The sequence below is a fragment of the [Rhizobium] kunmingense genome, from assembly GCF_977018605.1.
This window is the reverse complement of sequence record NZ_CDRNXG010000002.1, coordinates 1,257,352-1,277,817: the sequence shown is the minus strand read 5'-3', so window position 1 is coordinate 1,277,817 and position 20,466 is coordinate 1,257,352. Positions and strand designations below refer to the sequence as shown.

20 protein-coding genes and 1 pseudogene are annotated in these 20,466 nt (G+C 61.6%); 9 read left to right on the top strand and 12 right to left on the bottom strand.

Features of this window, described 5'->3' with window-relative positions; all coding sequences use genetic code 11:
• Together AC0JZ4_RS24275 and AC0JZ4_RS24270 are read left to right on the top strand one after the other, a co-directional pair.
• Positions 1-499: hypothetical protein (locus tag AC0JZ4_RS24275; protein WP_471889024.1), on the top strand; the 499-nt coding region annotated here is incomplete at its 5' end.
• Between the two features lie 34 nt (positions 500-533).
• Positions 534-737: a cold-shock protein gene (locus tag AC0JZ4_RS24270; protein ID WP_075613138.1), complete on the top strand. Its 204-nt coding sequence runs from the start codon at positions 534-536 to the stop codon at positions 735-737.
• Between the two features lie 223 nt (positions 738-960).
• On the opposite strand, the gene AC0JZ4_RS24265 is transcribed toward AC0JZ4_RS24270, so the two are convergent.
• The 9 genes from AC0JZ4_RS24265 to AC0JZ4_RS24225 form a co-directional block, all read right to left on the bottom strand.
• Entirely contained in the window at positions 961-1,785 is an 825-nt protein-coding gene (locus AC0JZ4_RS24265; RefSeq protein WP_471889023.1) for an SDR family oxidoreductase, read from the bottom strand.
• An 80-nt stretch (positions 1,786-1,865) separates the two neighbouring features.
• On the bottom strand, positions 1,866-2,234 hold the full coding sequence (locus tag AC0JZ4_RS24260; RefSeq protein WP_471889022.1) for a nuclear transport factor 2 family protein: 369 nt from the start codon (positions 2,232-2,234) through the stop codon (positions 1,866-1,868).
• 35 nt (positions 2,235-2,269) lie between these two features.
• Positions 2,270-2,734: a nuclear transport factor 2 family protein gene (locus tag AC0JZ4_RS24255; RefSeq protein ID WP_471889021.1), complete on the bottom strand. Its 465-nt coding sequence runs from the start codon at positions 2,732-2,734 to the stop codon at positions 2,270-2,272.
• Between the two features lie 164 nt (positions 2,735-2,898).
• Positions 2,899-4,305: an MFS transporter gene (locus AC0JZ4_RS24250; RefSeq protein ID WP_471889020.1), complete on the bottom strand. Its 1,407-nt coding sequence runs from the start codon at positions 4,303-4,305 to the stop codon at positions 2,899-2,901.
• A gap of 41 nt (positions 4,306-4,346) precedes the next feature.
• Positions 4,347-4,937, bottom strand: a complete 591-nt coding sequence (locus AC0JZ4_RS24245; protein WP_471889019.1) for an NAD(P)H-binding protein — start codon at positions 4,935-4,937, stop codon at positions 4,347-4,349.
• Between the two features lie 93 nt (positions 4,938-5,030).
• The gene (locus AC0JZ4_RS24240) at positions 5,031-6,230 is read right to left on the bottom strand and encodes an MFS transporter (RefSeq protein WP_471889018.1); all 1,200 of its coding nucleotides are present in this window, start codon (positions 6,228-6,230) and stop codon (positions 5,031-5,033) included.
• A 134-nt stretch (positions 6,231-6,364) separates the two neighbouring features.
• Positions 6,365-7,843: an alpha/beta hydrolase domain-containing protein gene (locus AC0JZ4_RS24235; RefSeq protein ID WP_471889017.1), complete on the bottom strand. Its 1,479-nt coding sequence runs from the start codon at positions 7,841-7,843 to the stop codon at positions 6,365-6,367.
• A gap of 56 nt (positions 7,844-7,899) precedes the next feature.
• Positions 7,900-8,889 carry an aldo/keto reductase gene (locus tag AC0JZ4_RS24230; RefSeq protein WP_471889016.1) on the bottom strand — a complete coding sequence of 330 codons (990 nt, stop codon included), beginning with the start codon at positions 8,887-8,889 and terminating at the stop codon, positions 7,900-7,902.
• A gap of 53 nt (positions 8,890-8,942) precedes the next feature.
• A complete protein-coding gene (locus AC0JZ4_RS24225) occupies positions 8,943-9,776 on the bottom strand; it encodes an SDR family oxidoreductase (RefSeq protein ID WP_471889015.1) in 834 nt (277 codons plus the stop codon).
• Positions 9,777-9,935: 159 nt separating this feature from the next.
• Between AC0JZ4_RS24225 and AC0JZ4_RS24220 the strand changes: the two genes are divergently transcribed.
• The 4 genes and pseudogenes from AC0JZ4_RS24220 to AC0JZ4_RS24205 all read left to right on the top strand — a co-directional run bounded on the left by AC0JZ4_RS24220 (position 9,936) and on the right by AC0JZ4_RS24205 (position 12,797).
• Complete coding sequence (locus AC0JZ4_RS24220) at positions 9,936-10,859, top strand: LysR family transcriptional regulator (protein WP_471889014.1); 924 nt, start codon at positions 9,936-9,938, stop codon at positions 10,857-10,859.
• A gap of 399 nt (positions 10,860-11,258) precedes the next feature.
• On the top strand, positions 11,259-12,230 hold the full coding sequence (locus tag AC0JZ4_RS24215; protein WP_471889013.1) for a quinone oxidoreductase family protein: 972 nt from the start codon (positions 11,259-11,261) through the stop codon (positions 12,228-12,230).
• A gap of 173 nt (positions 12,231-12,403) precedes the next feature.
• Positions 12,404-12,562: pseudogene (locus tag AC0JZ4_RS24210) on the top strand (hypothetical protein); the annotation flags it as partial.
• 22 nt (positions 12,563-12,584) lie between these two features.
• Positions 12,585-12,797: an allophanate hydrolase-related protein gene (locus AC0JZ4_RS24205; RefSeq protein ID WP_471889012.1), complete on the top strand. Its 213-nt coding sequence runs from the start codon at positions 12,585-12,587 to the stop codon at positions 12,795-12,797.
• Positions 12,798-13,006: 209 nt separating this feature from the next.
• Here AC0JZ4_RS24205 and AC0JZ4_RS24200 read toward each other — a convergent pair whose 3' ends face one another.
• On the bottom strand, positions 13,007-13,981 hold the full coding sequence (locus AC0JZ4_RS24200; RefSeq protein ID WP_471889011.1) for a helix-turn-helix transcriptional regulator: 975 nt from the start codon (positions 13,979-13,981) through the stop codon (positions 13,007-13,009).
• A gap of 153 nt (positions 13,982-14,134) precedes the next feature.
• Between AC0JZ4_RS24200 and AC0JZ4_RS24195 the strand changes: the two genes are divergently transcribed.
• Genes AC0JZ4_RS24195 through AC0JZ4_RS24185 form a run of 3 tightly spaced genes read left to right on the top strand, consistent with a single transcriptional unit; the run spans position 14,135 to position 18,633 of the window.
• Positions 14,135-16,156 (top strand): TonB-dependent receptor, encoded by a 2,022-nt coding sequence (locus tag AC0JZ4_RS24195; protein WP_471889010.1) that lies wholly within the window; start codon positions 14,135-14,137, stop codon positions 16,154-16,156.
• A gap of 6 nt (positions 16,157-16,162) precedes the next feature.
• Complete coding sequence (locus AC0JZ4_RS24190; RefSeq protein ID WP_471889009.1) at positions 16,163-17,437, top strand: MFS transporter; 1,275 nt, start codon at positions 16,163-16,165, stop codon at positions 17,435-17,437.
• Positions 17,434-18,633: an FAD-dependent monooxygenase gene (locus AC0JZ4_RS24185; RefSeq protein ID WP_471889008.1), complete on the top strand. Its 1,200-nt coding sequence runs from the start codon at positions 17,434-17,436 to the stop codon at positions 18,631-18,633. Before AC0JZ4_RS24190 ends, AC0JZ4_RS24185 begins: the two co-directional genes overlap by 4 nt.
• A 15-nt stretch (positions 18,634-18,648) precedes the next feature.
• Here the strand turns inward: AC0JZ4_RS24185 and AC0JZ4_RS24180 are convergent, their stop codons facing one another.
• Entirely contained in the window at positions 18,649-19,011 is a 363-nt protein-coding gene (locus AC0JZ4_RS24180; protein ID WP_471889007.1) for a LysR family transcriptional regulator, read from the bottom strand.
• Positions 19,012-19,374: 363 nt separating this feature from the next.
• Positions 19,375-20,382 carry a zinc-binding dehydrogenase gene (locus AC0JZ4_RS24175; protein WP_471889006.1) on the bottom strand — a complete coding sequence of 336 codons (1,008 nt, stop codon included), beginning with the start codon at positions 20,380-20,382 and terminating at the stop codon, positions 19,375-19,377.
• Positions 20,383-20,466: the final 84 nt, after the last annotated feature.

Sequence of the window (20,466 nt, the reverse complement as noted above, 5' to 3'; positions counted from 1 at the left end):
CACATGCCTCAATAAAAGCAAAAACGTCACCAATCCCGGAGACCAACCGTTGAACCGGTCCCAATCAGCATGCGCCAATCTGTCTGAAATTGTCCAAACAAAAACGTCAGCGCCGTCAGCGCCGAACCCCTCGTTCGGTGAAACGGCTTATAGGCGACACCCCCAACAAGAGTCAACACGCATTTTTACAAAAATGTCATTTTCCGCCAACACCATGCATCCCAATCCTAACAGCACAAATTACCGCCATGCATGTTTTTTCGGCAAAACAAAAACAACAAAGCTGACGACCAAGGCTGAAGAGAAATGCTCTGTCGATGATCTGGGGATCGGCCGTATCCAAGGCGACTACCTTACCCATGGCCGCGCGCGTCCGGCGGCAAAATGTGCGGCTTTACGGACGCGACACGCGCTTTCTGTCGAATATATTGCCGGAACGCGGCTCGTTTTGAGGTCTTTGCCTGCCAAAAGCCTTGCCGTGCATCGCCATCACCACTAATGCGATAACGTCGCATCCAAACAACGAGGACATCATGGCAACTGGTATCGTAAAATTTTTCGCTCAGGATAAGGGCTTCGGCTTCATCACCCCGGACAACGGTGGTCCGGACGTATTCGTACACATCTCGGCCGTAGGCTTTGGTGGCGCTTTGCAGGACGGCCAGAAGGTCAGCTACGACGTAGGCCAGGACCGCAAGACCGGCAAGTCGAAGGCAGAGAACGTCACCGTCCTGTAACGGACCGGACGAGCGATAGATACAGGTGACGCAAGCGACATGATCGACGTCGTCACCTGATGCAGGCAAACGGATTCCCCCGTCAAGCGCCGCAAGGCCCGATCACCGGGGAAGACGAATGGTTGACCGCTGGCACAAGCCCCGCGGTCAACCGGCACGCAAGACTTCCTATTCGGTGGAAGCCCTGCCCTTTGGTCAAGTCTGCAGTTGAACTGCGGGACGATTACGACTTCTGCGCATCCGGACCATAATAGAAATTCGCCGTCGCGCCGCCATCGATCAAGAAATCGCTACCGGTGATGTAACCGCCTTCCGAGCCCATGATCAGTGCGGCAAGCGCCGCGACCTCGTCCGGAGTGCCAACACGACCGGCAGGATTTTTGGCCAGCATGTCCCGGTAGAACTGGGCGCGCTCGCCATTCAGCTCGTCATAGGCAAGCGGGGTCATGATGATGCCGGGGCTGATGGCGTTGACCCGCGCCTTGCGCTTGCCCCAGCGCGGAGCTTCGCCACGGACGCGCAGCGAATTGCACCGCTTGGAAATCTGGTAGGCATGCAGCGTATCGGCGACATCCTTGACGAAGGGAAGGTCAAGCAATTCTTCGGCGGGTGTGGTTGCCAGAAGCTCGTCCTGCTCGGTGGTCAAGGCAGGAAGGCGGTAGCCGGACTGGGAGGAGATCACCACGGCAGAACCGCCTTCGGCAATGACCTCACCGAATTCTTCCAGCAGCATCGCCGTTCCGTAGAGATCGACCTTGAGAATGGTCGCAATCGGCGCCTGCGAAGGCGATACGCCTGCCGCCTGGATGAGCGCCTTCACCTGTCCGAGACCGGTCGCAATCCGCACGAGGTCCTGCACCGAAGCGCGGCTCGATACGTCGACGCTCGCCGTGGTGACGTCGAAACCGGCGAGTTCCAGCACCTCCGCCGCCTTCTTGGCATTTTCTTCCTTGAGATCGGCCAGCACGACATGGCGTCCGCTGCTGACCCGGCGTGCGATTGCCTGGCCGATCGAGCCTGCGCCCACGACAACTGTGACATCTGTCATTTCGATATTCCTCTCAATCGTTGAAATCGCTGACCGAGCCGGCAATGGTCCGGCCGGCTCGGTCGATGAGGCAGTTCAGATCATGCCCAGAGCGACGCGACTGCCGTGTCGGCGATCCAGCGCCCGTCATGCCGGATATATGACATCGCCAGTTGCAGTTTCCAGCGGTTGCGCCCGCCATAGACCCGCGCATCGGTCACGGTTCGCGCCACAAGGCGATCACCCGATTCGCTGACACGGATGTCGCGAATCTCGACGCTGTAATAGACGAATTTTCCGTCCTCGATCTCGTCCAGCCATTCGTCGCGCGGCTGGAGGTAACCGGTCATGTGGGTCAGCGTGAACCGCGCGCTGGTCAGGCGTCGCAACGCGGCGGTATCGCCGTCTTGCATCGCCCGTGCAAAGGCGGAAAATGCCTGCCCGACATCATCGTCCTGTGGCTCTGGCATGGTCAATCCTCGATCGGTGCTGCGCCCGTGCCCATTCAGGCCGGCGTGAAGGCGTGAAGGTCGCGCCAGGTAAAACGAGCGACGCGCTTGGCGATCAGCCATTGTCCGTCGCGACGCACATAGCTGTCGTTATAGATGACACCGTTCGAGTTGCGGACCTTCTGTCCGTCTTGCTCGGAGACCAGCTCGACCATGCAATAATGCACCGAGGTGGCGGTATCGCCATCGATCTCGGCGACGAACTGTCCGTTCATGTGATAGATCGCTTCGAACCCGGCAAGAAACGGGGTCCAGCTATCCTCGATCTGCTGGCGGCCATGCAGCGGCGGAAGCGCCGTGTCGCCAAACCAGGTTTCGACGATACCGTCTTCCGTAAACAGGAAAGTCTGCTCATGGACCTTCCGGTCGTCCGCCAGGTTCGAGAAGGTGTCGACCACCTTTTTCAGTGCGGCATGATCTTCAAGCTGCTGGATCCGGTCTTCAAGCGTCATATCGGCCATCTCTTTTTCCTTTGAGGTTGTTTCGATGGCTGGACTATAGCCGAGGTCCGGCTATCCGATTATCCACTTAATTCGGCATGCAGCGATATTCCATACTTATAAATCGATCACGCACCGTAGGGGCATGGTGATCCTACGCCATGCTGGCTGTCCGCTCATGCGCCTTACGGCGCTGAAGGCGCCCTCTTCCTGAAGATGAAGAACCCGACGATCACCAGCGTCACAATCATCAGCACAGATGAGGCCTGCATCGCCAGCCGGACGCGATCGGCCAGCAAGTCAGCTCCCGCCAGATCAGCGCCGGCCGTTGATGCATAGGCGGTGATCACCGCAATCCCCAGGGAGGTTCCGACCTGTTGCGAGACGCTGACCAGGCCCGAGGCAGCACCCGCATCCTTGCGGTCGACGCCGGAAATGCCCGACGACGTCAACGGCGCCAGAGTGCCGCCCTGCCCTATCCCGACAAGCATCATCGGCACGAACAGCGCCGTCCAGTAACCGGAGGACGGTGTGACGAAGGATAACATCAGGATTCCGACAAGGCCGCATCCGAGGGTAAACATCATCGTGTTTGCGCCGCCGTAGCGTTTCATGAACCGTGGAATCCACATCGCCGCGGAAAAATTGACGATTGTCGACGGCAGGAAGGCGAGGCCGGCCATCGCAGCGCTCATGCCCAGGACACCTTGCATGTATTGGCTGATGTAGAAGTAGAAGCCGATATTTGCGCCGAGAAACAGGGCGCGGGCCACATAGGCTGCACTGCGTTCGGCATTGGCGAACAGCCGGAGCGGAATGAGCGGCACCGCCACCCGCATCTGCACGAACACAAAGACGACGAAGAGGACGGCGCTGGCTATGAGCGAAAGAAGTGTCCACGAATCGGCCCAGCCGACCACGGCTGCGCGTTCGATGCCGAGAAGCAAAGCGCCGATGGCGATCGTCGAGGTCACCGCACCCAGCCCGTCGATCCCGCCGGGTGTCGCTTCATCGGCATGGCCGTGCCGCCTCAGCGCCCAGATCAGCAGGAGGCCGATCGGAACATTGATCACGAAGCCGACGCGCCAGGACAAAAGTCCTGCAAAAAGCCCACCGATCACCAGACCGATGCTCGCGGAGACGCCGCCGGCAGCCGCATAATAGGATAGGGCCCGCACACGGAGTTCGCCGGCGGGAAACTCCGCCTGAAGCAGCGACAGCGTCGATGGCGCCACGATCGCCGCTCCGAACCCCTGAATGGCGCGTGCCGTTATCAGGATAGCCGGTGATGGCGCGAAGGCGATGGCGGCGGAAGAGAGCGAAAAGATCGTCAGTCCAGCGGTGAACACGGCCCGCCGGCCGAACACATCTCCTGCCCGCGCGCCGAGGAGCAGGAAGCCCCCGAATGTCAGCGCGTAGATGCTGGTGATCCAGGAGAGCCCCTCATCGGTGAAACCGAGCTCGGACTGGATCTTGCTCAGGCCCGTGAAGACGATCGAATTGTCCACGACGAGCATCGAAAAGCTGATGAGAATTATCCAGAGAATCGGCCGGCTGCCCGCCGGCATCTGGATATGATCGTTGCCCGTCATGGCGCTGTTATCCTTGTCCTTGCGACACCTGGCGAAGCGACTTAAAGCCCGTGAACGCCAATGCTTTCACGGCTTCCGAAGTCAAGCGTCGTCGCCAGCTTGACGATCAGGTCTGCAACGCTCTTGCGTGAAACCGTGTCGTCCTTGTTGACGAAGGGCTGGCCTTTGGTGGTCGTGCCGTAGGAGATCTCGTCTCTGTTGCTCAGCCAGGCCGGACGCACAACGGTGTAGTCGAGATCGGAGGCTTCGACGACCCTGGCAGAATTGCGATAGGGATCGAGGATCGCGCCGTATGTCTCACCCGGCACCTCGTCATGGATCCCCATCGAGCTGACGAAGATCAGCCTTTTGACGCCGGTCGATTTCATCGCGGCGACGATCGCACGAGCCTGTTGCTCCATTTGCCCGGAAAGGTTGGCATAGACCACGTCCTGCCCGGCCATTGCCGCTTCCAGTCTCTGCGCATCGAGGACATCGCCGTCGATAATCGTGGTCCTGTCGGAGGCCCGCTCGCTCAGTCGTTTTGAGTTGCGGAGAAACAGCGTCAGGGTGACGTCGGTGTTTTCCAGAAACAACGTCGTCGCGACGCGGGCGATGGCGCCATTGGCGCCGAGAATGAGGATCTTGGTCATTGAAGTCTCCCTGTAATGGGGACGCGCAACCCCGGCAGGATGGTGGCCGGGGCTGCGCGACGAGGTGAATAGGCGATGGGACCGGATCGCGCGTTACGCGACGGCAGGTGCGGCATCCGCCTTTCTCAGCAGCGGATAGATCGCGGCGAAGAAGACAAGCCCTGCAAGCGTCAGGACAAAACCGGCCCAGACCGAGGACATGTAGCCCATGCCCGCCTCGATCGTCGCCGCACCGGCTGTGGCGCCGATGGCATTTGCCACATTAAATGCGCCCATGTTCAAGGCGCCCATCATCGTCGGGGCGCCCGGCGCCATCCTGGTCATCTGCACCGGAATGCTCGGCACCGCCGCCATCAGCGTCACGCCGACGGCAAACAGCAATGGCAGGAGAATGACGATATTGCTGCCGAAAAGAGCCATCAGCACGAGAACCACCAGCGTGGCAGCGAACCAGAAGACCATGCCGCGATACTGATATCGGTCAGCCGACCGCCCGCCGATCGGCGTGCCGACGGCCATGCCGATGCCGATCAGTGCAAGAGCGACCGGGATCATCCACGGCGACTGGCCGGCGACCTCGGTGACGATCGGGCCGATGAAGGTGTAGACGGCGAAGGTTGCCGATACGCAAAGCGCAGCCACCAGCATCAAGGCCCAGATCCGCCAGTTCCAGATCGCCGCCAATTCCTGCATGACAGGAGCGCCGTCGAGCGCGGCGCTGCGCGGCAGCCATCGCAGGAACACGAAAAGGGTCCCCAGCGAATAGAGGGCAACCACCATATAGGTCGCCTGCCAGCCGAAATGCTGCCCCACATAGGTCCCGATCGGCGCGCCGATGACAGTCGCGACGGTCATCCCGAACGCGACAAGTGCGAACGCCCTGCCGCCGCTTCCAGGCCCGAGGATATGGGAGGCGATCAGCGCACCGGCACCGAAATAGGCGCCCTGCGGCATGCCGCTGATGAAGCGGCCGACGATCAGCATGTCTAGGCTCTGGGCGAGTGCGGATACGAGATTGCCGAGCACCAGCACCAGCACGAGGCCGATCATCAGATTGCGGCGGTTCAGCCGCGCGGCAACAACGGTCAGCAGCGGAGCGCCGATGAAGACGCCGGTCGCATAGGCGGTGATCGCGCTCGATGCCTCGGCGACGCTGACCGACAGATCCTGCGCAAACAGAGGCATCAGGCCCATGCTCGAAAATTCCGATGTGCCGATGCCGAAGCTGCCGATTGCGAGCGCGAGCAAGGCGACCTTGCTCGAACCCGCCGGTTCGGTTGAGGTAGAATTCATCTGGGTGTCCTTTCGCACCGAAACGGGCACACATCCTGTGCACCCGTGTCGGCTTTGGTGTTATGTCTGGTGGGTCACGAGCCGCCAGAATGCGGCTCGGAGATCCATGGATGGGTGGCCGGGGAGGACAAGGCTCACCCCGGGCAGGAAAATTGCACCGACTTCGCCTCATCGACCGTCTTGCGCGCTTCTTCGGGAAGCAGGAAGCCGTCGCGGACATTGGCATTCACGATGGCCTGGACGCGGGCGACATAGGCGTTGGAATCGCCGTAACGTTCGCAAAGCTGGGCCGGCGTGAAATCGACGTGATTGCCGGAAGGACCGCAGAACCAAGGGCCATTGCCGATCCCGGCACTTTTGGACATCGGCGCATCGCGGGCAGCGGTTCGAATGCCACCGAGGATTTCGCCGTCGGCATTGCGCACGTATTTCGGCGGCGTGCTGTCGTCCACGACAAATCTCGGCGCGCTTGCGGGAACGGTACCCGAAACGATCCAGTCATTCATGGAATGCAGCGCGGCCTTCATGACATCGCCATTCGGCACACGGCTATAGATCGGCGAAGGTGAGCATGGCCCGTTCATGTCGGTGCGTTCGGTCAGGCTGAGCGACGTGCCATCCGCAGCCCGGAAAGCGCCATCACGCTTGATGAAAGGATCCACATAGTTCGCAATTTCGTCGAAGGAAAAATGCGACGCGCCGTTGATCTCCCACCAGCGTTGATGGTCGGTATCGTCCTGCGGTGCCTTGCCCATCAGCGCGGTAAAGATTTCCGTGCCGATGGCGATTGACTTGGCATCGACATCGGTCCGAAGCTCACCGCTGCGATCGTAGAACAGGAAGCCGTCATAGACTTTGTGCAGCGGCTGGATGCTGTTGTAATAGGTCGTGACCTTCAGCGTCGACTGCGACTCTGCGCCGGCGATCAGCCTTTGCACCTTCAGGTCGCCGAGCAGTTCCGGCGTGTTTGCCGCAGCCAGCTGGCCGACCTGCGAGAACATGTCCCAGGCAAGAACGTCCGATCCGATCGACATGATCAGCGGATCGGCAGGATCCACTTCGCGACCATTGGCAGGATCGATATTGGAGGCGGTGACATCGAGTGCCGCATAACGCTGCGGGTTCCACTTTTTCATCGCGTCAATGCCGTTGCGCTGCGCGCTGACGCCGATCCAGGCATAACCGTCGCGGACAAGCAGTTCCCGCGTTGCGCCGAAAACGAAGTCGACATCCTGATCGAGCGTGACATTCAGCCATTCGATGACGACCGTGCCGTTGAACTTGGCCGGATCGGTCGGGCGGCGAACGAGAACGCGGGTCGTATAGGGGTTACCGGAATCGATCAGCTGTGCGTCGGCCAGCGGATTGGCGATGCGGTAGCGGTTTGCCTTGCCATGAATGAAGAACTCGTTCTCCACATAGCCATTCGACGAAAGCGGCATGACCGTCGCGCTCATCGGTGTGCCGATCGCCGGCGCGGCCTCCACCGTGGGGAGCGTCGTTTCGTCGGCAGCGACAGCGCCGCCTGCCAGAAGCGAGATCGCCGCACCGAGCAGCAGTGCTCTGACGTGAGCCACGGCTCTCGACACCAGAATTGTCTTTGCAGGTTCCATTTTTTCCAGCCCTGTATGGGGTTTGGCGGCACGCATTGCCGCCGCCCCGTTTGGTTTTATCGATAGGAATACTGAAGCACGGCCGCCGGCAGTCGCTCGCCGATCACCGCGATCTTGGAAGCTTCGCTTTCGATCTCGGCAAGTTCGGCAACCGACAGGCTGACATTGGCAGCACCGACATTTTCCTCGACGCGCTCGAGGCGGCGTGTTCCGGGGATCGGCACGATCCATGACGTCTGCGCCAGCAGCCATGCCAGCGCGACCTGCGCCGGTGTCGCGCCCTTCGCGGCCGCGATACGGCCGAGAAGATCGACGAGAGCCTTGTTGGCTTCGCGCGCCTCTGCGGTGAAGCGGGGCGAATTGGCACGAAAGTCGGTGGCGCCGATTTCGGTCGTCGCGTCGATCTTGCCTGTCAGGTAACCCGCACCCAGCGGGCTCCAGGGCACGAAACCGATGCCGAGCTCTTCGCAAAGCGGCAGGATCTCCGGCTCCGGTTCACGGGTCCAGAGCGAATATTCACTCTGGATGGCGGTGACCGGCTGAACCGCATGAGCGCGGCGGATCGTGCCGGCAGCAGCTTCGGAAAGACCAAAATACTTGACCTTGCCCTCGGCAATCAGATCCTTGACGGCGCCGGCGACATCCTCGATCGGAACGTCGGGGTCGACGCGATGCTGGTAGAAGAGATCGATCACATCGGTGTTCAGACGTTTCAGGCTTGCCTCGGCCACCGCCCGGATTCGCTCCGGACGGCTGTTGAGGCCGGCACCCCAGGCACCGGTCTCCTGGTCGATGTTCCAGCCGAACTTGGTGGCGATAGATACCTTGTCGCGCACCGGTCCGAGCGCCTTGCCCACCAGAACTTCGTTGGTCCAGGGACCATAGGCTTCAGCAGTATCGAAATGCGTGACACCGAGGTCATAGGCACCCCGGATCACGCGGATCGCCTCGGCCTCGTCAGGGGACGCGCCATAGGTCGAGGCAAAACTCATCGTGCCGAAACCGATTTCTGAAACTTCAAGGGAGCCGAGCTTGCGGGTCTTCATCCTGATATTCCTTCTTTTGGAACGTTTGCGGTCGATAGAAATCCAGGCTGCGTTCAGCCTGGCGTCGGAAGCTTGCCGGCGCGCATGGCGGCAATCACGCCACCGTCGATCAGCAGATCGCTGCCCGTGACGAAACCGGCATCCGGGCCCAGCAGGAACGCGGCGGCCGCTGCGATCTCATCCGGCGGCGCCATACGCTTGACCGGGGATGCCTCGACCATTGCGCGGTAGATATCGCCGATTTCGGACTCGAGTTCGTGACGAGCGAGCGGCGTGACGATGATGCCGGGGCTGATCGAATTAACGCGCGCGCCCTTGGCACCCCAGGTCATCGCCGAGGCCTGAACGCGCAGATGGTTGGCGCGCTTGGCCATCATGTAGGCGACCAGCGTGTTGGGAACGGCATCGCCCTTGAGGAACGGCAGGTCGAGAAGTTCCTCAGTCGGGGTGAATGCCAGCGCCTTGTCCTGCTCCGGCGTCAGCGCCGGCATCATGTGACCGGCCATGCTGGAAATGATCAAGCCCGAACCGCCGGCGGAAATGACATGTTCGAACTCGTCGAACACGACGGCCGCACCGTAGAGATCGACGTCGAGCACCTTGTCGACCGGCGCCATGTTCGGAGACAGGCCGGCGGTGTTGACCACCTGCATGACGTTGCCGAGCTTGGCGGCAAACGCTGCCAGCTCTCGCACGCTGTCGCGCGAAGCCACGTCGACCTTGTGGGTTTCGACATCGTAGCTGGCGCCGCGAAGCTCGCTTGCAGCCGACTGCAGGGTCTGTTCGTTGAAATCGGCGAGCAGCAGCTTCTTGCCGATACCCTGGCGGCGGGCGATGGCCATGCCGATCCCGCCGGAACCGATAATGACGACAACATCCTTGGACATTCTGTTTTCCTTCCTTGACCGAATGCTGGGAAGCTTAAAAGCACCGGCCCGACATGCAGCGGACCCGTTTCTCCCCGTTTTGATGTCCGCAAAATAGGCCATTTCGTTTCAGTTGATTAGCGGCTAGATTTGGAATGGACCTATACTTGGAGCTTATCAATGAGACGGGACGAACTCGGCGACCTTGCGGTTTTCCTGACGGTCGCGGAGGAGCGCAGCTTCACGCGCGCAGCCGCGAAACTGGCGACATCGCAGTCGGCCCTCAGCCAGACGGTTCGGCGTCTGGAGGAGCGCCTGGGCGTGCGGCTGCTCGTCAGAAACACCCGCAACGTCGCCCCCACCGAGGCCGGCGAACAATTGATCGAAACCTTGCGCCCAGCTCTTTCGGACATCGACGCGAAGCTGACGGCGCTGGGGCAGTTTCGTGATCAGCCGGCGGGAACAGTCCGCCTCACGGCCGGGCAGCACGCCTGCGATACGGTCCTGTGGCCGGCCCTGGAGAAGGTCCTGCCGCAGTACCCCGACATCAAGGTGGAATTGTCCCTGGATTCGGCGCTGACGGATATCGTGACGGAGCGTTTTGATGCGGGCGTCCGCCTAGGCGAGCAGGTAGCGAAAGACATGATTTCCGTAAGGGTCGGGCCGGATATCAGGATGGCGGTCGTCGGTTCGCCGGCCTATTTCGCCGAGCGCCCTATCCCGCTTGCGCCGCACAATCTGACCCAACATTCCTGCATCAACCTGCGCCTTCCCAGCGCAGGAGGGTTATACGCTTGGGAATTCACTAAGGACGGGCGTGACCTGCACGTACGCGTCGATGGCCAACTGGTCGTGAACAACGTCATGGCCAGCCTGAAGGCCGCGGTCTCTGGTGTCGGACTGGCAATCGTCATGGAAGAACAGATTGCGGACCTCGTCGCTGAAGGCAAGCTGGTAAGGGTTCTGGAAGACTGGTGTCCGCCGTTTGCCGGCTACCACATTTACTATCCAAGCCGGCGGCAGCTTTCGCCGGCGTTTCGAGTCGTTCTCGACGCCCTTAAATCTCAGGTACGGAAAACCGCTCCTCAGGAAAGCCGGCCCTAGGGCAGATCTTCAGCTGGGCTGACACCTCTGCTTCAACTCCCATACCAGCGCCTGACGCTTGAAGGCGAGGCGGTGGTTGCGCGTCGCCGCCGGGACCAAGATCAGGTCGGCGACTGACAGCCCTAGCTGGTTCGTGGCAGCCTGCTGATCACCGGCCAGGCCCCCCCCACCTCGGTTGCCGCCGCATGCGTGCTCATCGTCGCGCTGAAGATTGTCTAGAAGGCCTGACTTACCGTCCCCGTTTGGTCGTCAGGCGGGCACAAAGTCCGCCGGCGGTTGAAACTGTGCTGAAAAACGGGAATGTCATGGTTTCCGGAGCCGCAGGCAGGATTTGCCGGCGATTGCGGAAACCGGCCCCGGCGTACAGGCCGGCGGCTGGACACTTAAAGGAGATATTTCATGAAGGCAGCAATTTATCACGCGGCAGGCGGACCGGATGTCTTTCGCTACGAGGATGTGGCCGACCCGGTACCGGGCGACGGAGAAATCCTGATCCGTGTCGAGGCGATCAGCATCGAGGGTGGCGATCTTGTCGGTCGCCGCGATCTGACACCGGGTGAAAACGAAGTGCCGGGATATGCGGCGGCCGGCGAGATCCTGCAGCTCGGCCGCAATGTCGAAGGCCTGTCCGTCGGGCAGAAGGTAACGACGTTCCACTGGAAGGGTTCGCACGCAGAGCTTCGCGCCGTACCCGCCCGCAATTGCTTCCTCATCCCCGAAGGGCTCGATATCGGCGTCGCCTCGACCATCCCGGTCGGCCCAGGCACGGCCGCCTGGGCGATCCACCTCGCCGGTTTGAAGCCCGGACAGACGGTGCTGGTTCTCGGTGCCGCCGGCGGCGTCGGTCTGGCAACCGTTCAGCTTGCCTCCAGCCTCGGCGCCCGTGTCATCGGCACCGGTACCAGACCGGAATCGCTTGAGCGGCTGCGCGAATACGGTCTGGACGACGCCATCGTCATCGGCGAAACGCCGACCAGCGAACAGGTACGAACGCTGCTGGGCGGCAACGCGGTCGATGTCATCATCGACACGATCGGCGGCGACGCTCTGGTCGATGCACTTGAGGTTCTCAAGGATGGCGGCAATGCCGTGCTGATCGGCGTGTTCGGCGGCCGCAGCACCATGATCGATGCCGGCAAGCTGCTCAAGCACCGTCACACGATCATCGGCTGCCTCCTGGGGCCGGAAATGGGCGATGAGGTGCCGCGGCGCCTGATCACCGAACTGTTCGAAATGGCCAAGAGCGGGGCGCTCAAGGTACCGATCGACGCCAGTTTCCCGCTGTCGCAGGCAGCCGACGCGCATCGCCGCGCGGAGGAACGCGGTCGCATCGGCCGGGTGCTGATGACAGTGCCGGCCGCCGGCTCGTAACTGAAGGCGGGTGCCGCTCCATCCCGCCTTTCACCGCCGGCAGGCAAAGCCCTGCCGGCGTTTTCATGTCGACAGGCCCCCGGTTTCCGCCGCCGAAAGTGCCTTGGGCATTTCACCCCACCCCGGCGCATGAAAGACCATCCGCGAACTGTCGCGGCTAACGGACACCACGGATGACACGATCGATCTCGTCGTGGTCGGAGCACATCTCTCGGGCATGCCACTCAACCATCAGCTCGTCGAACTCGATACCGAGTTCTCCCCACCAGACGCAAACCTCTGCCGACTACCGACTTTTCGCCCTCGCCGGCACAAGCCCCGCCAAACCCGGCATGGTCAAGGTCCGGTCGCAGGATGGTGCTGCGATCGATGTCGAAGTCTGGAAACGCCCCTGCGGCCTTTGTCCGGTTCGTCGCCGCCATTCCCGCTCCATTGGGAATAGGCACGATCTCACTGTCGGATGGAAGCTCGGCCAAAGGTTTCCTCGGCGAGCCGATTGCCGTCGCTGAGGGCGCAATCGACATCAGCCACCATGGTGGCTGGCGGGCTTGCTGCTTGAGAGAGTGAGGCATTCCCCGCCGGCATCCGCGTGCAAGTAGGTCTTGATTGAAGGTATCAACTTCTGTCGTCAATGTGGCCGCGCGCAGCAAATTCGAGGAGACCTCGGTCAGTCATGGACATCGCGGGCGATCGCTCGGTTTCGCCGCATGCGCGAGATCCTTTTCGCACGATCGCACAGTCCTTCCACCGTGGCGGAACTCGAGCGCAGAACAGAACTATCCGCGATACTGGCTCGGCAACACGCCTTTTTCCTCGCGGAAGGCCTTGCTGAAATGGCTGAGATTTTCGAAGCCGACCGCATAGGCGGCGTCCGTCACGCTCGACCCGGACGCCAGAAGCGTCGCGGCCGCATCGATGCGCGTGGTGCGCAGGTAACCATGCACCGTCTTGCCGATCGCCATCCTGAACCCTTCCTTCAGCCGGCGCTCGTTCAGTCCGATCTCGCGGGCCAGGCGGGGAATGGTCCACCCGGCGCTATACTGCGTTTCGATCAGGCTGACGGCCTGTTGCAGGCGCCGAGCCTCCTCTCCATTGAGAGGTTTCAGCGGCCTGCCATCCGCCTGTCTGGTGACTGCGTCCAGCCCGATCCCCAGCGCCTCGACCGCCTTGCTGTACAGATAGGCGCGCCGCGCCATGCCCTCGGCGAACCGGCATTGCAGAAGGCTGCGGGCAACATTGATCAGCTCCGGCGGCGCCTTGAAGCCGATCAGGAAGACGTCCTGCTCCGGCAGGCTGTGCTCGGTGATGACTGCCCCGCCAAGCCGCGACAGCGATATTCCGCCGAGCTTCTCCAACAGCGGCTTTTCCACCCGTATATCGACCACGCAAAGTCGCCGTCCGGCGTGAATGTGGTTCTCACCGCGCGTGACGCGATCGCAGGCAAAGAAAACCGCCGTCGCCGGCTGCACCGGAAAGGGTTTTGCACCATCGACGGACAGGGTACCGGCGCCATCCATGAAGATCGACAAGGAGAATGTCGCCGGCCCCTCCGGATGAAAGACCTGATCCACGACAGGCACAGTGTCGATGATATAGATGGAAACGTCGTCGCCCGGCTGCTCGACGCGGGTCGCATCCCGCCAGCCGAGCTGGTCGATCTCCGAATCCACCGTCTCGCGCCATGTCTGTCGTTCCGGCTGCGGCATGCCGCGAGCATGGTCTTCTCGCTGCGAGGTCTCGGGCAGGCTCATCAAATCCGTCTTTCGCGCATGTTTTAGTCCGGTTTCCGTCAATCCCAGCCCCGAAAACATTAGCCCGCCCGCCCATAAACTGGAATAGGAAGCTCAAGTTTATTTCAGTGATGCAAGAGGATCAACATGGTGCGCGGCAGGAAGATGGCTTTGGTGGCATCGGCATGTATCTCGGCTGTAGGCGTTTCGGGCGCCTCGGCTCAGGATAGCGAGGGCACGACGGAACTGCAGCCGATCATCATCACCGCCGGCAAGCGCAGCCAGGAAATCGGCAAGGTGGATGCCTCCGTTTCCGTCGTGTCGCGCGAGGAGCTGGATGCGCGGGGTATCCGCACCGTCGAGGATCTGCAGAAGGTCTTTCCGGGCGTCAGCATGGGCAATCGCGGCAGCCGCGTCTACTCTAACGTGACCGTGCGCGGCATGTCGTCGCCGGACTATTTCAATCCGACGGTGCAGGTCTATGTCGACGGCGTTCCGCAGCTGCCATCGACATTCTCCCAGATGCTGACGGATGTGGAACGTGTCGAACTGCTGCGCGGCCCGCAGGGCACGCTCTATGGCGCCAATGCCTATGGCGGCGTCATCAACATCGTCACCAAAAAGAACGACGCCAACCGGTTCTACGTCCAGACCAATATTTCCGGCATCGAACCGTCGGTCGAGATCGGCGGAACGGCCGTCATCGTGCCGGACGCGCTCTATTTCGATTACGCCGGCAACTTTCAGCATTTCTCCGGCGATATCGACGATGCCTCGACCGGCCGGGACGACATCAACATGTCGAACAACGGATATGGCAGGGCCACGTTGCGCTATGCTCCGGCAGATGGCGATTTCGACGCGGCGCTTAGCTACTCCAGAGAAAAGCTGCTTACCCACGAGGAACTCTATTCGTTCACTCCCGACGTTGACGACCGCATCTATCGCAGCAGCCTTTACGGCGACATTCCACGGCTTGAGCGGGACGTGACCAGCATCTCCGGACAGTTCAACTACCGCTTCGACGATTTCACCCTTTCCAGCATTACCAGCTATCAGAAAAGCGATGTGAAGCGCGACTTCTCGGCCGGTGCGGGCTCCCGCTATTCCTGGCCGCAGATTGACGAGACGATTTCGCAGGAACTGCGCCTGAGCTATGAGGGAGACATATTCAGCGGTGTCGCAGGCCTTTGGTACAGCCACAACGAATTCGATGGCCTGAAAAGTGCAGTCGCCCCCTATTACGGCGCGTCCACCAACGCCATCGTCACGGACAGCGTCGCCGCCTTCGGTGAGCTGACATGGCATGCCACCGACCGGCTCGACCTGACCGGCGGCCTGCGCGCCACCTATGATCATTCGAGCATCGATGCCTACCGGGCCGACAGTTTCGGCACCGGCATGGGCTTCGATTTCGACCGCAAGGAGCACTTTGCCAGCATCCAGCCGAAGTTGGCAATCGGTTACCAGCTGACACCGGACATGCGCCTGTTCGGCGTCGTCTCGCGCGGCTACAAGCCGGGCGGCTTCAACCACAGCATCTCGTCCTCGGTGGATTCGGCATCCTACGATCCCGAAAGCGCCTGGAATTTTGAAGCGGGGCTGAAGTCGAGCCTGCTCGACGGAACTCTCGATCTTTCCACGTCGATCTACCATATCCGCTCGTCGGACAAGCAGATCTATGTCGGCCCGATAGGGCAGCAATTTCTCCGCAATGCAGGCGAGGCGACCAGTACCGGCATCGAACTCGAAGCCACATGGCGGGCGACCGATCGCCTGACGCTGAGCGGCAACGCGGCCTATGGCCGCTCGGAGTTCACCGATTCCACCGATCCCCTTACCGGAACGTCCTATAACGACAATCGCCTTCCCTATGCCCCGGATGTCACAGCCCATCTCAATGTCGGCTATCTGCTCGCCGATGACCTGATGGAAGGAACGCTGACGGTAAATACCGCGGTCAACGCGTTTTCGAAGACCTATTTCGACGAAGCCAATGCGGCAAGCCAGGGTGGCTTTGCCACTTTCGACGCCAGCCTCGACTTTGCCAAGTCCGACGGCTTTTCGGCCAGGCTCTATGTCCAGAATATCGCCGACAGGTCCTACAAGACATCCGGCTATGTCAACGGCGCCTCCGAACTTGGCACACTGGGCAAGGGTCGGACCTTCGGCCTGACGCTGCGCAAGGAGTTCTGACGCGCAATGCAGCCTTCGTCCTTGCCGCCCGTCCCGCAATCCGTCGCAAATGCGGCCGCACCGCCGCAGACACGGTCGCCGGCCCTGCCTCGCCTGTTGGCGGCGGCAGGCGGCGTCTATACCGCACAGAGCCTTGTCGGCGGGCTGACCTTTCTCGGCCTACCTGCAATCTTGCGGGCCGAGAATGTCGCGCTCGATCAGATCGGGCTGGTCTCGCTTGCCATGCTTGTCTGGGCTTTCAAGTTTGTCTGGGCAGCCCCCGTCGAGCGGCTGCGACGGTCCTCCGATGGCGAACGCCGGTCCCGTCGGCTGGTTCTGATCGGCGAGGCGGTGGTGGTCATCGCCCTCCTTCTCTTCGGCCTGTGCGCTGGCACAGGATTTCCGACGCTTCTTTCCCTGCTGATCCTGATGGCGATCGCCTCGGCCACCGTCGACATTGTCTGCGACGCATTCGTGATCGAGCAATTTTCCGAGAGCCGCCGCGGCCTCGGAAATGTCGCACAGGTCGGCGGCGGATATCTCGGCATGATCTTCGGCAGCGGGCTGTTCGTTGCAGCCTATTCCGCACTCGGCTGGATGGCCGCGTCTTTCATGCTCGCCGCATTGGTGGCTCTCCTGTCGATCCCCATGGCGACGATCCGCGAGCCGAGGGGCGCACCGTCCAGCCAGGCATCGCGGCCAAGCCTGAAAAACGGATTTCGGCGGCGGGAGGTGCAGATCGGCATCGCCATGACGATTGTGCTGGAGCTGGGCGGCCGCATGGCGCAGGCGCTGGCCGGTCCCTTCCTTGTCGATGCCGGCCTGCCGCTTGCGACACTCGGGATGCTCAACGGCGTCGGCGGCGTTGCTGCCGGGCTTGCTGGAACCGCGCTTGGCGGCTTTCTGGCGCACCTGCTGGGTAGCCGGCGGGCGATGCTCGCGGTGGCCCTTGCCCATGTGGTGACACTGGCGCTGCTGGCGACCGCCGTCATCGCCGGCTTTGACAACCTGTCGCTTCTCTCGACGCTTTTTGTCATCGAGAGCGCGATGATGGCCGCCGGTTTCGTTACCAGCTATGCCCGTCTCATGGGTCTTGCCTCCCCGGCCCAGCCGGGCGTCGATTTCACCCTGTTCCAGTCCGCCAGCGCAATTACGGCAGCCGTCTGCGGCATGACGGCCGGCCTTCTTGCTGCACACACGGGATATGCCGTAACGTTCGGCCTGGCCGTAATCCTGGCGGCGCTGGCGCCACCGCTGCTTCTTGTTTTCGAAAACCGCCTCGCGAAAGGGTCCCACCCATGACGAAACCTCTTGCCGTCATCGTCGGCGCGGGCGTGGCGGGTCTTTCCGCTGCGTGGTGGCTGGACAAGGCCGGCTGGCGCAGCGTCATCATCGAACGCGCCCAAAGTTTGCGTGAAAACGGCTATATGCTCGGCCTCTCCGGCCTCGGCTTCGAGACCGCCCGCAAAATGGGCCTGCATGAACGCCTTGAAGCCGGTGCCTTCCGGATAGACGAAAATGTCTACAGGGACAGCAAGGGGCGCGAATTGCTACGGCTCCGCTATCGCGACTTCATTCGCGACCTTCCCTATCTCGCCGTTCGCCGCACCGATCTGGTCCGGGCGCTTGCCGAGGCACTGCCTGAAACGGCGACGATCCGTTTCGGCGATAGGGTCACCGATTTCGACCAGACAGACGAGCGGGTCGATGTCACCCTGTCCACCGGTGAGGTGATCACGGCGGATCTGCTGATCGGCGCGGACGGCTTTCGCTCGTCCCTGCGACCCCAACTGTTCGGCCCGGACGAGGGCTGTCTCCAGCCGCTTGGCTATTACTTCTCGGTCTATGATGTCGGCGCGCCGAAACAGTTCGACACCGATTTCGTCTCCTATGCGGAGCCGGGTCATCTGGCTGAGTATTACGCGCTTCATGACGGCCGACTGGCGGCCATGCATGTCTGGCGCGACAGCCGCAGGGGCCTCGAACAGCAAGAGGACAGGATCGAGCTGTTGCACGCCGTCAGCGCCGACAGCCATCCGCAAGTCCGCCAGCTCCTCGACCAGACGCGCCGGGAGAACAGCCCGGTAGTGATCGACAGCCTGACGATGATCGACCTGCCGAAATGGTCGAGCGGACGGGTTCTGCTGCTTGGCGACGCCGCCCATTGCCTGACGCTGGTCTCGGGCCAGGGGGCTGGCATGGCGCTCGCCTCCGCCGAAATGCTCGGTATCGCCTTGCGGAACAGTGGAGATGTCGGCACGGCACTCGCCCGCCATGAACAGTTGCTGAGGCCTATCATAACGCGGCTGCAGTCACGCAGCCGCAAGATGGCGGCCGTCTTCATTCCCGAAAGCGCCTTCGCCTTCCGACTGCGCAACCTCGCAATGCGCTACATGCCGCGGTCCTGGCTCGGCCGCTATTTCAGCAATGCCATCCGGCAGGAGATTGCCCTTGCTGCCCACACGGATACGCGCGAGAGGCCGCATCTGCCCGGTTAAGGCGATGCATGTTCGTCAGGCCGACCGACCAACGTCGCCCGCCGATACACGGTCGCTTTTCTGCCGGTTCTCGGAGGGCCTGTGCCCGTTCAAAGCTTTACCGATGCCGGTGACCGGCTGGTCGAAACCCCCATCCAGGTCAAGCAGCATGCTTCTGTAGTGGAGAAGTATCCGCCGCGCCCATTGCAGGGCGAGTTCACCTTCGGCCGTGAGGCCGTTGAACCGGCTGCCGCGAACGACGAGACGCGCCGATAAATCGCGTTCGAGATTACGGATGCCGATGGACAAGGTCGGCTGTGCAACCTGACAAACCTCGGCTGCGCGCGCGAAGTGCTTTTCTTCCGCAAGCGCAACCAGATAGGTAAGATTCTTGAGCATGCTGCCCTCCGCGTCAGTTCGATGTATTCAATTGGATATATCGAACTGACGGTCAAGGCCAGAGAATTACGTTCTGCAGACTTCCCTCTGGCGGTCCCGACGCTACGAGGGCGCCAGTCCGTCAGCCTTATTGCCTGTATTTTTCTCGACTGAGAGCCGCCTATCAACGCCCCCGACCCTACCCCGACCCCGACCCTAGGCCAGCAACCGATACGCCATCAACAGAAGACGCTTTTACATCCGTTGCATTCAGCACCCTCGATACCAACAGCGCCGGTGCAAATCCAACGGAACAGGCCCGAAGATCGGGATCGATTTTCGGGCCTGTTCGCAAACTTAAGGATATTCAGCGCCGCGTGTGCGCTAACCGGCGATATCGATGACGATCTTGCCTTTGGCCTGCCCCGCCTCGTAGCGGGCATGCGCAGCGGCTGCGTCGGCAAGGCCGAAGCGTTCGGTGTCGAGGCGTGGCGCAAGCCTGCCTTCCTCGGCCAGTCCGGCAATGATGTCGAGTATCTCGGCATGCCGCTCGATACCCAGGCCGCGCATCATCGGCAGCAGAACCAGGACCATGTGAAGATTGGCACCCTTCAGATACAGCGGCGCCAGATTGTGGGAGGCTGCACCGACGACGGTTACGACATCACCGGCGGGCTTGATCATCTGGAAAGCCGCGTCGAGTGCCGCACCGCCCACCGTATCGAAGATCACATCGAAACCGCGCCCCTGCGTGTGCGCTGTAACGATATCGACGGCCGTCTCGTTCGACAGATCGACGCAGGCACGTGCACCGGCCGCGCCCGCAACCTCAGCGCTTTCGGCCGAACGGGTGGCGGCAACTACATACGCTCCGGCGGCCGAAGCCATCTGGACCGCCATGTGACCGACCCCGCCGGCACCGCCGGTGATGAGAACACGGCTTTCAGGCGTGATCCGGGTCTTGTCGAACAGGGCCTTCCAGGCGGTGCTGGCCGTCAGCGGCAGTGCGGCTGCGGCGCGAAAGTCGAGATTGCGCGGTTTGCGGGCGACAAACGCCACGTCGTATACCGCATATTCGGCCAGAGCCCCTGCGACGTCACCATGCGGGCCGCGGAAGCCGCCCGCAAAGCCGAACACGTCATCGCCGGCCGCGAATTTGGTCACGCCCGGACCGACCATGTCGATGACACCGGCAAAGTCGCTTTGCAGGATCGCCGGAAAATGTTCCGGCGTCATCGGCAGGCGCGCCTTGCGAACCTTCGTATCGATGGGGTTGAGGCTGGTCGTCATGATCTTCACCCTCACCTGCCCGGCTTGCGGTTCCGGCATGGGAAGATCGACCAGCTTGAGAACATCGGTACCGCCCTGTTCCGTCGCGATAACAGCCTTCATTGCGCAATCCTTTGATTTTACCTCTTCGGCACCATGATCTATTGCTGATAAAATCGCTTATAAATGGCAGAACAGGCAAGAGAC

Coding starts and splice junctions, on each gene's coding strand:
- AC0JZ4_RS24220 (WP_471889014.1), top strand. CDS start 9,936: ATGAGACGGGACGAACTCGGCGACCTTGCGGTTTTCCTGACGGTCGCG.
- AC0JZ4_RS24265 (WP_471889023.1), bottom strand. CDS start 1,785: ATGACAGATGTCACAGTTGTCGTGGGCGCAGGCTCGATCGGCCAGGCA.
- AC0JZ4_RS24200 (WP_471889011.1), bottom strand. CDS start 13,981: ATGAGCCTGCCCGAGACCTCGCAGCGAGAAGACCATGCTCGCGGCATG.
- AC0JZ4_RS24225 (WP_471889015.1), bottom strand. CDS start 9,776: ATGTCCAAGGATGTTGTCGTCATTATCGGTTCCGGCGGGATCGGCATG.
- AC0JZ4_RS24215 (WP_471889013.1), top strand. CDS start 11,259: ATGAAGGCAGCAATTTATCACGCGGCAGGCGGACCGGATGTCTTTCGC.
- AC0JZ4_RS24190 (WP_471889009.1), top strand. CDS start 16,163: ATGCAGCCTTCGTCCTTGCCGCCCGTCCCGCAATCCGTCGCAAATGCG.
- AC0JZ4_RS24235 (WP_471889017.1), bottom strand. CDS start 7,843: ATGGAACCTGCAAAGACAATTCTGGTGTCGAGAGCCGTGGCTCACGTC.
- AC0JZ4_RS24240 (WP_471889018.1), bottom strand. CDS start 6,230: ATGAATTCTACCTCAACCGAACCGGCGGGTTCGAGCAAGGTCGCCTTG.
- AC0JZ4_RS24250 (WP_471889020.1), bottom strand. CDS start 4,305: ATGACGGGCAACGATCATATCCAGATGCCGGCGGGCAGCCGGCCGATT.
- AC0JZ4_RS24205 (WP_471889012.1), top strand. CDS start 12,585: ATGGTGCTGCGATCGATGTCGAAGTCTGGAAACGCCCCTGCGGCCTTT.
- AC0JZ4_RS24245 (WP_471889019.1), bottom strand. CDS start 4,937: ATGACCAAGATCCTCATTCTCGGCGCCAATGGCGCCATCGCCCGCGTC.
- AC0JZ4_RS24230 (WP_471889016.1), bottom strand. CDS start 8,889: ATGAAGACCCGCAAGCTCGGCTCCCTTGAAGTTTCAGAAATCGGTTTC.
- AC0JZ4_RS24270 (WP_075613138.1), top strand. CDS start 534: ATGGCAACTGGTATCGTAAAATTTTTCGCTCAGGATAAGGGCTTCGGC.
- AC0JZ4_RS24185 (WP_471889008.1), top strand. CDS start 17,434: ATGACGAAACCTCTTGCCGTCATCGTCGGCGCGGGCGTGGCGGGTCTT.
- AC0JZ4_RS24175 (WP_471889006.1), bottom strand. CDS start 20,382: ATGAAGGCTGTTATCGCGACGGAACAGGGCGGTACCGATGTTCTCAAG.
- AC0JZ4_RS24255 (WP_471889021.1), bottom strand. CDS start 2,734: ATGGCCGATATGACGCTTGAAGACCGGATCCAGCAGCTTGAAGATCAT.
- AC0JZ4_RS24180 (WP_471889007.1), bottom strand. CDS start 19,011: ATGCTCAAGAATCTTACCTATCTGGTTGCGCTTGCGGAAGAAAAGCAC.
- AC0JZ4_RS24260 (WP_471889022.1), bottom strand. CDS start 2,234: ATGCCAGAGCCACAGGACGATGATGTCGGGCAGGCATTTTCCGCCTTT.